The following is a 15771-nucleotide window of genomic DNA, read 5'->3' on the forward strand; positions in this document are numbered from 1 at the left end:
ATTTCACCAATTTAAAATTGTGTTATAAACCCTATCAGTTACGGAATGAAGTTTTTTTTCATGGCCATTACTTGCACCATACTCAACGGTTTGGTCTCGGCAGCAGTTGTTCGATCAGGCGACGTGGGCAGTCCTGCGACGGCCTATGGCAAACAAGATCGCCAGCAGGCAGACCCGCAGGCGCTGGCCAACCAAAACCTGCAACGCGCTATTGGACTGGTTGATGTAGCCTTGGCATCCTACTTCGATCCGCAGACCTTCGAGATGCGCCGCTTCTATAACCCAGTCACCAAAAAGAAATCGGATGAGCGCGCTTCGGTATGGATGTATACAGCTGGGATCGAAGCCGTAAATGCGGTGCTGTATGGGCTGAAGGCCGGGCAGCAGCAAGGCGGCCAACGCCTCTACGATCAGCACTATGCACGCTACGTGCAGTTGCTGGATAAACTGTATGCCGAGGCAGATTACTACTTGGGGACCATGGAGCTCGTTTCGTATACGCAAACGAAGAGATGGTCGGTGTATGCCGTCGATCGCGTCAATCAGAAAGGGCAGGCAAATGTTACCGGTGTGCTGAATGTGTATGACGATCAGATGTGGCTGATCCGCGAATTGCTGGATTCGTACAAGCTGACCGGGAAGCAAGCGTTTTTGGAGAAAGCCGAATACCTGACAGCCTATGTGCTGGACGGGTGGGACGTGACCCGCGATAGCCTAGGTAAAGAAAATGGCGGCATCCCCTGGGGGCCGGGCTACACCACCAAACATGCCTGTAGCAACGGGCCGCTGATCAGCCCGTTGGTTTGGCTGCACGAGCTGTATAAAGGCAAAAACGACCCGATCGAACACCGCTTTATCGATGCGGCCGACCGGAAGACGCGCCGCACGGAGCGCATGGAGAAACAACAATACTACCTGCGCTATGCGCGGGCCATCTATGCCTGGCAAAAGCAGCACCTGCTAGACGGAGCTGGCGTATATACCGATATGATGGGCGGCTGCGTGCCCGATTGCGGAATCCGCTACGAAGAGGTGGAAGGGCAGCGGTACCGTGCCCACACGGCGCTAACCAAAGCCGTTGGAAAAGCCTATACCTATAACAGCGGGACGATGCTATCCGCTGCTGCAGATCTATACCGCGCAACGGGCGAAGCAGCCTATGCCCAAGACGGGCGGCAGCTTGCAACAAACAGCTTTCAGGCCTTTGCGTCCTTGGGAAAGGATGTCGAGTCGTTTTATAGTTTTGACAGCAGGGGCTTTAGCAACTGGTTTAATGGCGTGCTGCTGCGCGGCTATGCAGAGGCTACAGCCTTGGACGCCGGCATCGGCAATTACCTGACGGCCTTCCAGCGCAACCTGGATTATGGTTTCGACCATTTTCATCGCGAAGGCTTTCTGCCGACCGACCTGTTGAAGGGTTGGGCTGCGGAAAAAGAACGCCAAGGCGTGGAGGGCATGTTTATGTTTTCCTATGCCGCACAGTATGCGGTCTTGGCCAAACACCAACTGGAGACGGCCCATTAACCGACCGCTCACACCAAGTAACTAAACCACCTAAAAAATGAATGTATCGATAGCAACAATGTACAATCCAAAGAATCCAAATAAACCAAAAAACAGATAACCTTAAAAAATCACTGACCTTTAAAAATTAATCGGATGAAAAACCTAAAAAAATTAGTGCAGGTGGCATTGATCGTGTTCACGGTCGTGTTGCATGTCTGCTGCAAAAAGGAGCACGATTCGCCGGACAACCGACGCGGGCAAGTTGTCGGAACCGTGACCAGTGCCGATGGGCAGCCTATTGCGGGGGTAAAAGTTACCCTTTCGGGGATCAAAGAAGAAGATCAGACGACTACGAGTGGGAGTGACGGCAAATATGCCTTTGCGGATGTAACCTACCGCACACATGCCGTAACCTTCGAGAAAGACGGATGGATGGCTGTAGGCCTTACGGTAACAGCAGCCGGCTTTGGAGATGCAGGCATAGCCACGGTAGACGTGGCGATGATCAGTGCCTCGGCGCGCATTGTCGGAACCGTAACGGATGCGCTCAACGCGGGGCAGCCACTCGCCGGTGTTACCGTCTCTATCGGTACGGTGGGCGGAACAGTGACCAGCGATAACAACGGTACATTTGCCATCCCTAACCTGATTGAAAATACCTACAGCGTCTCGTTCACCAAAGCAGGATACATCAGCGTCGTACGCAGCATTTCGCCAGCCGACTTTGTGGACGGTGTGGCCACCCTGACCCTACAGATGGGCAGTGAAGAACTTCTTCCGGGATTAACCACCATCGATCTACAAGGGGCTGAAAAATGGTATTACAACGAATACCGCGGAGGAAGAAATGCAGATGCTTATCCACATTGGGATTGGGCCTGTAACTACATGAGCACGCTGAACTTCAGAGGTGCGTGGCAAGAGCAGAACGAAGGAACAACCTTGCAGATCCGCAACAGCGGCGACGACCGCAACAATCCTGCAGACCTGGATGTTTTCGATTCGTTTGTTTACGGTAGCAAGACCATTACCGAAGACAATAAGATCCTTTCCTTACGCGTGCAGACCCACAACGCGGACGCAGCGGCACCGGCCTACTTTGGCGTACAGGTGATCGACCTGAGTGCCGCCCAGCCGAAAGCCCAAAAAGTGGGCAACAACCGGACCCACGCGGGCGGCTATACCGATTTTGACTTTGATCTAAGTGCCTATGTCGGTAAAGAAGTGATCATTGCCGTTGGTATCTACAGACAATCTACAGGCGATTATTGGAAGCAACTGGTGTTGCGGGCGATCCGGTTTGCGGATAGAAAAGTGGAAAACTGGGATTGGCTGCCGGGCACCGAAGTCGTACCGGGATGGAAGCTTTCGCAGGAAACCGCAAGATCGACCATGCCGCATACCAAAAAGACGTTCACCGGTTTGAGCCCGATCAGTGGCAACCGCGACAACTATGTGGACGCCTACCGCGCCTGGCGCAATGTGGCCCATGTTGGCGCCGAGTGGATGTTCATGCCGTTGCGGAAAGATCCAGAGGTATTCCCTTCTGAAGGGTATATCATTAAAACACGCAATACAGCAGATGTCGATACCAAAGTGCCCGAGTCTTATCTCTATGCCAAATTCTCGATCGCAGCGGGAAGCAACCAGCTGACGCTGAGCACGCGAAATTTTGGTAACAACTTTACCTATTTCAAACTGACAGCAATTGGGAACGATGGCACGGTGACCCACCTGTCGCCTGCGTCCAACACGGCACAGCAAGCGTCGGCTGCAGATGATGGATGTTGGCGGTTCAAACATGGCGACGGCGGCGCCGGCAATCCGGAAGCATACGCCCTGTTTACCTACGACCTATCGGCCTTTAACGGTACCGATGTCACCGTTGCGCTTGGCGTGTACAACGGGGAAGCAAATACCGGAGAGAATAAACTGGTGATACATAACATTAAAATAAACTAACTGATGAGAAAAAGTATGATGATCGCGATGGGAAGCCTACTGTGCTTCTTCATCTATGCCTGTGACAAGGCAAAGAGCGATGAGGGGAATATGCCACCGGAGGATACCAATGTGGCGAGCAGATCGTTGACCCGCGCTATGGAGATTACGGATAATGCACTGAGCGCCTACTTCACCGGAAGCGGAATGACCATGGCCCGGTATTATAACCCCTATACGGACAGGCGATCGGATGAGGTAGGCAGTGTATGGATGTATACGAGCGCGATCGAGGCCGTTACCGCTATTTTGCACGCCTTGGAAACCGAGAAAGAAAACGGGGACGCAACGCGCTATGACGCACATTTTAGCCGGTATGAACAAGAGCTGATGAAGCTCTATGACGGTGCCGAGTTCTATTTGGGCACGTTTACCCTGACGTCCTATACCGGCACCAACGAGTGGACCGTGTATGGCGTCAATCGTGGCAGCTCGAAAGGCGGTGCGCGCGTGGAAGGCATTGAAAACGTGTATGATGACCAGATGTGGCTGATCCGTGAATTTTTGGAAGCCTATAAGGTAACGGGAAAAGCGGAATTTTTAACCAAGGCAGAATACCTAACGGAATATGTGCTGGATGGCTGGGACTGCACGATCGATGCAAACGGCAACGAGGTAGGCGGCATCTCCTGGGGGCCGGGCTATGTGACGAAACATGCCTGTAGCAACGGGCCAATGGTGAGCCCGTTGGTGTGGCTGTACGAGCTGTATAACGGGAAAAATGACCAGACAACACATCATTATATTGACGGAACCGACCGGAGAACGCGGAGACAGGCGCAGATGAACAAGGCCGACTATTACCTTATGTTTGCCAAAAAAATCTACGACTGGCAGAAAAGTGCGTTGCTTCGCGCCGATGGCGTCTATGACGATATGATGGGTGGCTGCACACCGGGCTCGCCACAATTGGAGCAGATCAACGGCGTGAGCTACCGCAGGGGGATTACCTGCCGCGACCGCGTGGGACCGGCCATCACTTACAACAGCGGCACGATGTTATCTGGAGCAGCTGATCTGCTGCGGGTGACGGGCGACAGCAAATACCGGGAAGATGGTGCGGCATTGGCCAATGCATCCTTCGCGTACTTCGCGAAGAAGGGCGTGAATGTGGCCGACCACTATACCTTCGATATCAGCGGTTTCAGAAATTGGTTCAATGGGGTGCTGATGCGCGGGTATGTCGATCTTTATCCGGCTCATCAAGCTTCGGAAGACTATATCGCGGCATTTCAGCATAACCTGGATTATGCCTATGATAATTTCTACCATAACGGACTTCTGCCGACAAACTTATTGGTAGGCTGGAACCGCGATCGCGGCAAGAACGACACGGAAGGCATGTTTACCTTTGCCTTTGCCGCGGAATATGCGGTTTTGTCCAGATATGAACAAACAAAATAGCTCATCAATAGCGTTAAAGAAAACCTGTATGATCAAGAATTTTAAGATGGAAATGAGCGTATGGATGCACACAGTGTGCATGGTACTGCTCCTTATTCCTGGCCTGTCGTTGGCACAGAACATAAACGTGTCGGGCAGCGTCACCAGCGCCGACGGGCTGCCATTGGCCGGCGTATCCATAATGGTGAAAGGTGCCACACCGCAAATCGCGACCAGCACCAATACAGACGGACAATATAGCCTGCAGGCACCCCAAGGGGCAGTTTTGCGCTTTTCCTTTGTCGGTTTTGCCGATGCCGAGAAAACGGTGGGCGCACAGGGTCGCATAGACGTCGTCTTGCAACCCGACGAATCTTCGTTAGAAGAAGTGGTGGTAGTGGGCTACGGCGTGCAACGCAAAGTGAGCCTGACGGGCGCCGTTTCCAATATCAAAGGAGATGAAATGCGGCGTACCAAAAACGAAAACCCACAGAATATGCTGACAGGGCGCGTTCCGGGTGTGCGCGTGTGGCAGCGCAGCGCAGAGCCGGGATCGTTCAACAATAGTTTTGACATCCGCGGCTTGGGTAGCCCGTTGATCGTAATCGATGGAATACCGCGCACAACGGCAGACTTCCAGCGCCTTAATCCCACGGATATCGAAGATATTTCGGTGCTGAAAGATGCCTCTGCCGCGATTTACGGGGTGCGGGCAGCGAATGGCGTGGTACTCGTGACCACCAAAAAGGGAACGAAAACTGGGAAAACGAGTGTTACGCTGAACAGCTCCTATACGTTTCAACGCCCATCAGGATTGCCCACACTGGCCGATGCTTACCAAGCCATGACGATCGAAAACGAGCGCGTTCGGAACAATATCGCATCGCCTTATAACACTGTTTTTCCGGAGAGCACGTTTGAAGATTTTAGAACAGGAAAGCGCCGCACAACCGATTGGACGTCCTTGATCTTTTCGGACTACTCGCCGCAAACGCAGCAGGATATGAGTATCACGGGAGGAGGCGAGAAATCGCAATATTACATTGGCGCAGGCCATCTCTATCAGGAAGGATTTTTTAAATCGGGCGATTTGAACTATAGGAAGATCAATCTGCGATCCAATGTCAGTGCGGAGGTAACAAAGGGACTGAGCTTCGACCTAAATTTGGCCGGCGTTTCGGACCAAACCAATAGTCCTTACTCGAGTTCGGCCGATATTATCCGGAACTATTGGCGTCAGGGTGTACTGGCGCCTGCCTATGCCGATCCCGATAATACCATGCTCAATTATGACGGCCTGGATCTGGAAGAAAATACCGTAGCAAAGATGACCGCCGATATCTCTGGCTATCGCAAAAGGGCACAGAAACAGTTCCAATCGTCTGCAAGCCTGAATTACGATTTTGGTGTGGTGAGCGATGCGCTGAAAGGCCTTTCTGCCAAGGCGTTGATCAGTTACGACTACCGAATGGATAATATTAACATCAATCGCAGAGAGTACTATCAATATGCATTCGATCAAATAAGTGAGTTGTACGTATCGAAGTTATTTGATCTCAGTTCGCCTAACCAGATACGTCGGACGATGTTTGACAAACAGCAGGTGCTCGGACAGTTCATTGCAAACTACAACCGGGAATTCAATGGCCGGCACCAAGTGAGCGGTCTTTTGGGCGCGGAAGTGCAAAAGCAAACGGGGGATAACTTCTTTGCCCAACGTGACCTTGCTTTTGCCATGGATTATCTCTTTGCCGGTGTGACGCTAGGTCAACAAGGAGGCATGAGCAGAGCGCTGAACGATCTTTACGAAACATCCAACGCCGCGCTTTTTGGAAGGGCCAACTATACGTTTGACAACCGCTATATCGCGGAGGCTCAATTCCGTTATGACGGTTCGTCGAAGTTTCTTCCGGGCCGTCAGTGGGGGCTTTTCCCTTCGGCATCCGTGGCATGGCGTATCTCGGAAGAGCCTTTCTTTAAAGATTGGTCGGCGATGTCTTTCGTGAACCAACTGAAGCTACGTGGAAGTTATGGTGTCTTGGGAGACGACGGCAGCCTGCAATATGACTGGGCTACCGGCTATGACTATCCGGCAACCTCCGGAAACGAAGAAAAAGGTTACTACAATCAATATTCTCCTGGGTATATGTTTGGGAACCAGTTTATCTACGGCGTGTCTACCTTGCCTTTACCGAACCGAATGATCACTTGGTTCACCTCCAATACCTTAAACGTCGGTGTCGATTTTGAAGGATGGAATGGGCTTTTCGGCTTTGCCGTCGATTATTTTGAGCGGGAGCGTAAAGGGCTTTTCGCACGGCGTTCGGGCGACCTTCCTACCGTAGTGGGGGCTACCGCACCGCGGGAAAACCTGGATAGCGACAAGCATTTCGGGATGGATCTCGAGCTTTCACACCGCAACAGCATCGGCGAGTTTTCCTACCGGATGAAAGCCATCGGAACGATTACCCGGCAAAAGCACCTCGTGGGCTCCGAGAAAGGGCCTTGGGGAAATTCTTACGACAGGTGGCGTAACGACAACCTGAACAACCGGAACCAAGGTATGCAATTTGGGTATCAGGGGGCAGGACGCTACCTTGATTGGGACGATATCCGAAGTTTTCCGATCTACAAAGGTAACCAGACCTTGCCGGGCGACTATAAATATGAAGATTGGAACGGTGATGGCGAGATCAACGGCTTGGATATGCGTCCCCTGTTTTTTGACAGCACGCCTTGGTTGAACTTTAGTTTCAGCTTTGATGCCAATTACAAGAACTTTGATATGAACTTCCTCTTGCAAGGAACGGCCATGGGCTCGATGCAGTATTTGGAACCCCTTCGCGCAATCTGGGGCACCAATGGCGGCGGGATATTGGAGCAATATACAGACCGTTGGCATACCGTTGATCCGCAGGCCGACCCTTGGGATCCGGCTCAGGAATGGGTAAGTGGGTATTACGGCTTCACGGGCAACTACCCGATTGAGACCTCGACCTTCAACCGGGTGAGTACAGCTTATCTGCGGCTGAAAAGCGTCGAGCTGGGCTATACATTACCGAAATTTAGACCTTCGTCCACGATGAACCTTCGGGTATTTGCGAATGCCTATAACTTGTTTACCATAACGGGTGTAAAATTTGTGGATCCGGAACATCCCGAGGATGAACTGGGACGCCTCTATCCGTTGAACAAAACCATTACAGCGGGTCTTTCGCTCGCCTTTTAATCCCTTTGTGTTATGGACAATATGAAGATAAAAAACAATCGTATGAAAAAAATATATCAGCTGACGCTGGCCATCTGTGTTTTATTTGCCTCCTGCTCCAATTTTCTGGATATCCCGCCCAAGAGCATTATCGGCGATAACGACTTGTTTACCAGCGAGTCGGGCGTGGAAGTGTACTTGGCAAGAATGTACAGCAATATGCCATTCGAAGATTTCAAGTACATGGCCCAATGGGGTGTGGAATTCAACGGATGGTTGGCCGCTATGGGTATTGAAGGGACGGGAGAAGCCTTGAACCGCGACGGAATCAGCTCGGCCTTTACCGGCGAGCGAACCCCCTATTGGGGTAAGGGCATGACGCTCTTGCGGGATGCAAACTATCTCATCGAAAATTTTCCAAAGTATAAGGATGCTTTTCCGGAGATTACCTACAACCACTACCTAGGCGAAGCCTATTTCGTTCGGGCATTCGTATTCAATGCGATGGCCAGACGATTTGGGGGCGTGCCCTTGGTGACGAAGGTGATCCCCTATCCGGCAGAGCAGGCCGAGCTGGAAGTGCCGCGCGCAAGCGAGGAGGAAACCTGGAACCAGGTGCTGGCCGATTTTGATCAGGCCGCAGCATTGCTATCGCCGGCAAGCATCAAAAGAGGTTATGCCAACAAGTATGTCGCGCTGGCTTTCAAATCAGAGGCGATGCTATACGCCGGAAGCGTGGCAAAATACAATGAAACGGTACCGGGGCGCCTGACCGGCTTAGGTGAAAAAACGGGCGTTCGCGTTATCGGCTTCGCCGAAAACACCTGGCAGGCAGCATCGAAAAAGTATTTCAGGGAGGCCTACCTTGCAGCCAGAGAGATTATGAGCGCAGGCAAATATGCCCTATACAAAAAAAGGTGGGCCGCAGGCAACCCGGAAGCCCAGTACCAAAATATGGTCGATATGTTCAGCGATGTGGAGAGCCCGGAAAATATTTACATCAAGGAATACACGTTCCCAATTTCCACGCATGGTTATGATGCATACAGCGCGCCTTTTATTTTTAAAGCACCGTTGGCATCAGGCACCTGTCCTACGCTCGATTTTATGGAGCTCTTTGAAGGATTTGACCGCTATCCCGATGGGACGATCAAGGTGACGACCGGTAACTCCAATACGCAAGGCGATTATTTGCTGTATGATAACCCTATGGACTTCTTCAGCAATGCCGAACCGAGGTTACGGGCATATGTTATTTTCCCTGGAGACCGGTTCAAAGGCAGGGATATCGAAGTGCGTGCGGGTGTGTATACCGGTGCGGTGCCGGTGAAGCCGCTGTTCAGTGATTATTCCTATCAAGCTGCCGAAAATCGTTACCAAAACCTCAATGCCTACCGGGGCACGCCAAAAACGTTGTTCTTGAGCCCCAGAGAAGGCGCTGCCCAAGAAGTTGTGGATTATAACGGGACGCAAATAACGGCTGCCGGCGCAAACGGTCCATTCTTTGACAACGGCGAAGGAAACTTGACCGGGCTTTACGGCAGAAAATGGCTGAATCCTGATCCAGCTTTTACAGCGGCAGAAGGACGATCGGACCAGCATTTTGTCTTGATGCGGTATGCCGAAGTGCTGCTGAATGCAGCGGAAGCCGCTGTCGAGCTATCGCTCGCTGGGGAGGGCTCGCCAGACGGGTCAGACCTGATGCAGGTAGCGACGCAAGCGGTGAACGATATTCGCGAGCGTGCCGGAGCATCCTTGCTCCCGGGTGTACTGACAGCAACAGAAAGCGGCCGCAACACCGTGCGCAAGGAAAGAAGAAAAGAGCTGGCGCTGGAACACAAGTCCAAATGGGATATCCGCCGGTGGCGGGTGCAACATTACGAGGGGCGTAATGGTTTTTGGGGAGAGAACAAAAACAAGGATGCTTTCAGCAATAACATCCGCTATCGTTTCCGTGGGCTGTATCCATTCTTATCAACCGCGAGCGGGAAATACTTTTTCGATGCACGATTCCAATGGGTAAGTTTAAAAACCTTTGAATACAACGTCATCGACTATTACTTTGCGATTCCGGGCGGAGAAGTTGCCAAGAGTGGGGTGATAGACCAACAACCAAACCGCTAGGGATGCGTGTGACAGCGGTTGAAGTAAACATAATTGAACAAAGAAAATCTAAAAATAATCAGATGAAAAAGACAAGCATATTTATCTCGTTGACGTCGCTTTTCTTGATGGCTTCCTGCAGTTTGTTTGAGCTGGATAACTATCCGGCTCCGGCTGAAACACTGAAGGGGGAAGTGGTGGATGTCGCTACCGGTGCGCCGGTACTGACCGACCAAGGAAGTGAAGGTATTCGGGTGCGCCTCATAGAAACCAGTTGGGGCGATAACGTGACGCCCAATCCGGACTTTTTCTGTATGCCGGACGGCAAGTTCCAAAACACGAAAGTGTTTAAGGGGCGTTACAACGTCCAGTTGGACGGGCCATTCATTCCTTTGCTGCGCGAGGATGAACGTGGGGTGCCGATTGCAGATGAAACAAAGGACATCGACATCGAGGGCGTTACGGAAGTTAAGTTTGAGGTGCAGCCCTTCCTAAACGTGGAATGGGTAGGGGAGCCGCAAGTGGTGAATGGCAAGATACAGGCGCAGGTTCGGGTGAGCCGCGGGGTAACGGAAAATGAATTCCGTGAAAAAATCGAGCCCATGGGTGGCTACAGCAGCAGCTTTCAAAACGTAACGGATATACAGCTTTTTGTGAGCTATTCATCAACAGTAGGCTACCGCGCCCGGGATGAGCGATGGACCAATGCCATCAACTATACGGGATCATCGTTCAACAGCTTGCTGGGTCAAACGGTGACCATCGAGTCAAACGGCACGATCCCGTCCGGTCGGATTGTTTTTATCCGCGCGGCAGCGCGCATCAACTATGATACGCCCGTAGGAAGCGGTACAAGACGGTATAACTATACCGATGCGAAAGAAGTATTTGTCAAATAAAAAAGGTTATAAGAAAGAATGGTATGACATATTGGAACTTATATATAGGAATTGCCTGTGTGCTGGGAAGCGGAACGGTTTGTGCACAACAGCAAACCGATCAGGTAAAAACAACCTTTCAGACATCGCGGGAATGGCGTCCTACGATCGATAATCGCGCCGATGCGGTGATGATCTACGGCGTAGGGGGCAATCCCTCCGACAAGCATAAACGGTTGCCTTTTGCCGAGCGGGTAAAATCCTGGAAAGACCGTGGTTATACCATTCATTTCATGACCGGTATTGCGTGGGGCGAGTACCAGGATTATTTCACGGGACAGTGGGACGGGAAATGGCATTTGGATGAAGGACAGGTAACGCAGGCACAGGACACGATATGGCACGGACACCTCGTGCCGTATATCGTGCCCACCGACAACTTTCTGAGTTACCTAAAGGAACGCCACATCAAGCCGGTGATCGACGCTGGAATAGACGCCATATTTATGGAGGAACCGGAATTTTGGGCGCGGGCAGGATACAGCGCTTCATTCAAACGGGAATGGAAAAAGTACTATGGCTTTGACTGGCGCCCGCAGCACGAATCGCCGGAAAACACCTATCTGTCGAACAAGCTAAAGTACCAACTCTATTACAAGGCTTTGGAAGAGGTGTTTACCTTTGCCAAAGCCTACGGAAAGACCAAGGGCATGGATGTCAAATGCTATGTTCCCACGCATTCGCTCGTTAACTACGCCCAATGGATGATCGTATCGCCCGAAGCCAGCTTGGCCTCGCTGCCGGTGGTGGATGGCTATATCGCACAGGTGTGGACGGGAACCTCCCGCGAACCAAACTACTTTAATGGAAAGGAAAAGGAGCGCGTGTTTGAAACAGCGTACCTGGAATATGGTTCGATGGCATCCATGACCGCGCCAACGGGTAGAAAGATGTTCTTCCTAACCGATCCTATCGAAGACCGCGCGAAAGACTGGGTAGACTATAAAACCAACTACCAGGCGACATTTGTGGCGCAGTTGCTGTATCCGCAGATTGCTGATTACGAGGTGATGCCCTGGCCGGAGCGTATCTACGAGGGCCTTTACCGGACCGCTTCGAACAGCGATGAAAAACAGCGTATTCCGCGTGCTTATGCGACGCAGATGCAGGTCATGATTAACTCGCTGAACCAGATGCCGTTGAGCGACAACAAGCTTTCGGGCAGTGAGGGCATATCGGTATTGATGGCCAATTCGTTGATGTTCCAGCGGTTTCCCACGCATGCCGGCTACGATGATCCGCAACTGGCAAATTTTTACGGACTGGCGCTTCCTTTCCTGAAACGCGGTGTGCCCATAAAGACGGTGCACATCGAAAACTTGGGATTCGAAAAAGCACTGGCCGATACCAAGGTCTTGCTGATGACCTACGCCAATATGAAGCCATTAGATCCGATAGCGCACCAGCAATTGGCGGATTGGGTGAAATCGGGCGGGCAATTGATCTATTGCGGAACCGATAAGGATCCGTTTCAGACGGTGCAGGAATGGTGGAATACCGAAGGGAATACGTACCGGGCGCCTGCCGACCACCTGTTTGAAAAAATGGGGATACAAGCTGCCGCCAAAGAGGGCGTACACCCCTTTGGTAAAGGATCTGTACAGATTGTACGGATAGATCCGAAAGATTTTATTTTAAAAACAGACAACAGCGAGCAGCTGGTAAAAATGGCTGAAGCACGCTATAAAGCCGCTGCGGGCGGTACATTGGCATTCAAAAACCATTTTCACCTGCAACGCGGCCCTTTTGAGCTGATTGCTGTATTGGATGAAAGCGTCGATACGGAAGCCTACCGCATACAGGGAACGTTGATCGACCTGTTTGATCCGGAACTTCCGGTATATCGTGCACAGGCTATCGCGCCAGGCAAGCAAGCTTACTTTTTTAATGTAGATTTGGTGAAAGACAAGAAAAAGCCACAAGTGCTGGCTGCGGCAAGTCGGGTGTATCAAGAGCAGACAACAGCTTCCGGCTATGCCTATGTCGCGAAAAGCCCGATAGAAACAACAAATATTTCGCGGGTGTTGCTGCCCAAACGCCCGAAAAGTGTGACGGTAGATGGCCGCGAGGTGTTTGACGCGCAGCAGTGGGATAAGGCATCTAGCACCTACCGCCTAGGTTTTGAGAACAATCCGGATGGGGTAGCGGTTAAATTTTTATGGTAAATGGCCCGGCTGGGGGGCATACCGCAGGCAATCAACTTAGTAAAAAAATGGAATGTCCCTGTTTTGCGTTCTACAGAACAGAAATGTTGCAAGGCAACGTATAAAATGATAATAACATACCTATGAAATATAATTCTTTTTTCCTGTTTGCATTAATGGGAATGCTGTCCTTCCAGAAAATCGCTGCGCAATCGACAGAACCGGTCGATTACGTGAGCACCTTGGTGGGCACGCTATCCAAATACGAGCTTTCGACAGGGAATACCTACCCCGCTATTGCGCGCCCTTGGGGCATGAACTTTTGGACACCGCAGACGGGAAAAATGGGAGACGGATGGGTGTATACCTACACGGCAGACAAGATCAACGGTTTCAAGCAAACCCACCAACCTAGTCCCTGGAACAACGACTATGGGCAGTTTGCCTTGATGCCGATAACCGGAAAGCCAGTTTTCGACCAAGATGCGCGAGCAAGTTGGTATTCGCATAAAGCAGAGATTGCCAAGCCTTACTACTATAGCGTATTTTTGGCAGACCACGGCATAACGACCGAGTTTAGCCCTTCGCAACGGGCCGTGATCTTCCAATTTACCTTTCCCGAGACCGATAGCGCGTATGTGGTCATCGATGCTTTTGACAAGGGGTCTTTCGTGAAGCTTATACCCGAAGAGAACAAAATCATCGGATATAATACGCGTAATAGCGGAGGCGTGCCCGATAACTTCAAGAATTATTTTGTGATTGAGTTTGACCAACCGATGGATAGCCATATGGTCGTGGATAATGGACGTCTGCAGGCCAAACAGCGCCTGGAGGTAACCACCGATCACGCGGGGGCCATTGTGGGGTTCAAAGGCTTGAAAAAAGGACAGCAGGTAACCGCTCGTGTCGCATCCTCGTTCATCAGTTTTGAGCAAGCAGATCTAAACCTGAAGGAGGTGCATGGAAAATCGCTGCAGGAAGTGGCCAATGCGGGAAGGGCGGCATGGAACGATGTCCTTGGACGGATACAGATCAAAGACAAGAACCTGGACAGATTGCAAACTTTTTATTCTTGCCTATATCGGTCTACGCTTTTTCCGCGCGATCTCTCCGAAATAGATGCTGCCGGAAACCGGGTGCACTATAGCCCCTACAATGGGAAGGTATTGCCTGGTGAAATGTTTACCGACACCGGTTTCTGGGATACTTTTCGCAGCCTGTTTCCCTTATTGAATCTGCTCTATCCGTCGATGAATGACCGGATGCAGGAGGGCTTGGTGAATGCCTATAAAGAAAGTGGATTTTTACCGGAATGGGCTTCGCCGGGGCACCGGGCATCCATGATCGGGAACAATTCGGCTTCTGTTGTGGCGGATGCCTATCTTACCGGCCGGAAGGGCTACGACCCGATGGTGCTGTGGGAAGCTGTACAATGGGGCGCGCACCATGTGCACCCTACGAACACGTCTACAGGGCGCTATGGCCATGAGCTCTATAACACCTTAGGATACATCCCGGCGGATGCAGGAATCTCGCAGAATGCCGCGCGGACATTGGAGTATGCCTATAACGATTGGTGCATATACCAGTTTGGCAAAGCGCTGGGACGCCCCGATGCGGAAACGGCTCCCTATGCGAAAAGGGCGCTTAACTACAAAAATCTGTATGATCCGTCGACAAAGTTGATGCGTGGAAAGCGGAAGGATGGGACCTTCGTCAAAAATTTTGACCCAAGCGCTTGGTCGGACGAATTTACAGAGGGCAACTCCTGGCACTGGAGCTTCTGCGTATTCCATGACCCTCAAGGGCTGAGCGATCTGATGGGTGGCGACAATGCTTTTACGGCCATGTTGGACACCGTGTTTTTGGTGCCCAGCCAAGAGGGAATGAAAAGCCGCGGCATGATTCATGAAATGCGCGAAATGCAGATCATGAACATGGGGCAATATGCGCATGGTAACCAGCCCATACAGCACATGCCCTATCTGTATAACTACTCGGCTGCACCATGGAAGGCCCAATACCGGGTTCGTGAAATCATGGATAAATTGTATGCTGCAGGCCCTGATGGCTATTGCGGAGACGAAGACAACGGACAGACATCGGCTTGGTATGTGTTTTCATCGCTCGGTTTCTATCCGGTGGCACCCGGCGCTGGCGAATATGTGTTAGGATCGCCGCAGTTTGATGAGGTGATCGTAAACTTAGAGCACGGCAAAAAAATAGTTATTGCCGCAGCAAATCAATCCAAAGAAAATGTCTATGTCGACCAGCTACGCGTCAATGGGAAAAAGTATGCGCATAATTTTTTGCGTATCGACGATTTGCGCAAAGGCGCGAAGCTGAACTTCAGCATGTCTGCGCAACCAAACTTGTCGCGCGGTACTGCAGCATCGGATAAACCGTATTCGTTTTCCAAGGAATACACAGCGGAAAATTAGCAAAACCGTGCCGCCAGCAAGGGCATGGCAAGAGGAACGATTTG

At 51.4% G+C, this 15771-nt stretch carries 8 protein-coding genes; all 8 read left to right on the forward strand.

The window, feature by feature from the left end:
• The first annotated feature begins 45 nt into the window (after positions 1–45).
• The 8 genes from IE165_RS11720 to IE165_RS11755 all read left to right on the forward strand — a co-directional run bounded on the left by IE165_RS11720 (position 46) and on the right by IE165_RS11755 (position 15727).
• Positions 46–1524: a glycoside hydrolase family 76 protein gene (locus tag IE165_RS11720; RefSeq protein ID WP_189626815.1), complete on the forward strand. Its 1479-nt coding sequence runs from the start codon at positions 46–48 to the stop codon at positions 1522–1524.
• A 135-nt stretch (positions 1525–1659) separates the two neighbouring features.
• Positions 1660–3468: an MSCRAMM family protein gene (locus tag IE165_RS11725; RefSeq protein WP_189626816.1), complete on the forward strand. Its 1809-nt coding sequence runs from the start codon at positions 1660–1662 to the stop codon at positions 3466–3468.
• A 3-nt stretch (positions 3469–3471) separates the two neighbouring features.
• Complete coding sequence (locus IE165_RS11730; RefSeq protein ID WP_189626817.1) at positions 3472–4911, forward strand: glycoside hydrolase family 76 protein; 1440 nt, start codon at positions 3472–3474, stop codon at positions 4909–4911.
• Between the two features lie 28 nt (positions 4912–4939).
• On the forward strand, positions 4940–8119 hold the full coding sequence (locus IE165_RS11735; RefSeq protein ID WP_189626818.1) for a SusC/RagA family TonB-linked outer membrane protein: 3180 nt from the start codon (positions 4940–4942) through the stop codon (positions 8117–8119).
• A gap of 42 nt (positions 8120–8161) precedes the next feature.
• A complete protein-coding gene (locus IE165_RS11740; RefSeq protein ID WP_189626819.1) occupies positions 8162–10222 on the forward strand; it encodes a RagB/SusD family nutrient uptake outer membrane protein in 2061 nt (686 codons plus the stop codon).
• A gap of 62 nt (positions 10223–10284) precedes the next feature.
• Positions 10285–11100 carry a DUF3823 domain-containing protein gene (locus tag IE165_RS11745; protein ID WP_189626820.1) on the forward strand — a complete coding sequence of 272 codons (816 nt, stop codon included), beginning with the start codon at positions 10285–10287 and terminating at the stop codon, positions 11098–11100.
• A gap of 23 nt (positions 11101–11123) precedes the next feature.
• On the forward strand, positions 11124–13304 hold the full coding sequence (locus IE165_RS11750) for a hypothetical protein (protein WP_189626821.1): 2181 nt from the start codon (positions 11124–11126) through the stop codon (positions 13302–13304).
• A gap of 122 nt (positions 13305–13426) precedes the next feature.
• Positions 13427–15727: a GH92 family glycosyl hydrolase gene (locus IE165_RS11755; RefSeq protein ID WP_189626822.1), complete on the forward strand. Its 2301-nt coding sequence runs from the start codon at positions 13427–13429 to the stop codon at positions 15725–15727.
• Positions 15728–15771 lie beyond the last annotated feature (44 nt).

The sequence above is a fragment of the Sphingobacterium griseoflavum genome, from assembly GCF_014653155.1.
Classification (GTDB): Bacteria; Bacteroidota; Bacteroidia; order Sphingobacteriales; family Sphingobacteriaceae; genus Sphingobacterium; species Sphingobacterium griseoflavum.

Excerpts from the sequence above, each read along its gene's own strand:
- IE165_RS11720 (WP_189626815.1), top strand. The coding sequence starts at position 46 with ATGAAGTTTTTTTTCATGGCCATTACTTGCACCATACTCAACGGTTTG.
- IE165_RS11725 (WP_189626816.1), top strand. The coding sequence starts at position 1,660 with ATGAAAAACCTAAAAAAATTAGTGCAGGTGGCATTGATCGTGTTCACG.
- IE165_RS11730 (WP_189626817.1), top strand. The coding sequence starts at position 3,472 with ATGAGAAAAAGTATGATGATCGCGATGGGAAGCCTACTGTGCTTCTTC.
- IE165_RS11735 (WP_189626818.1), top strand. The coding sequence starts at position 4,940 with ATGATCAAGAATTTTAAGATGGAAATGAGCGTATGGATGCACACAGTG.
- IE165_RS11740 (WP_189626819.1), top strand. The coding sequence starts at position 8,162 with ATGAAAAAAATATATCAGCTGACGCTGGCCATCTGTGTTTTATTTGCC.
- IE165_RS11745 (WP_189626820.1), top strand. The coding sequence starts at position 10,285 with ATGAAAAAGACAAGCATATTTATCTCGTTGACGTCGCTTTTCTTGATG.
- IE165_RS11750 (WP_189626821.1), top strand. The coding sequence starts at position 11,124 with ATGACATATTGGAACTTATATATAGGAATTGCCTGTGTGCTGGGAAGC.
- IE165_RS11755 (WP_189626822.1), top strand. The coding sequence starts at position 13,427 with ATGAAATATAATTCTTTTTTCCTGTTTGCATTAATGGGAATGCTGTCC.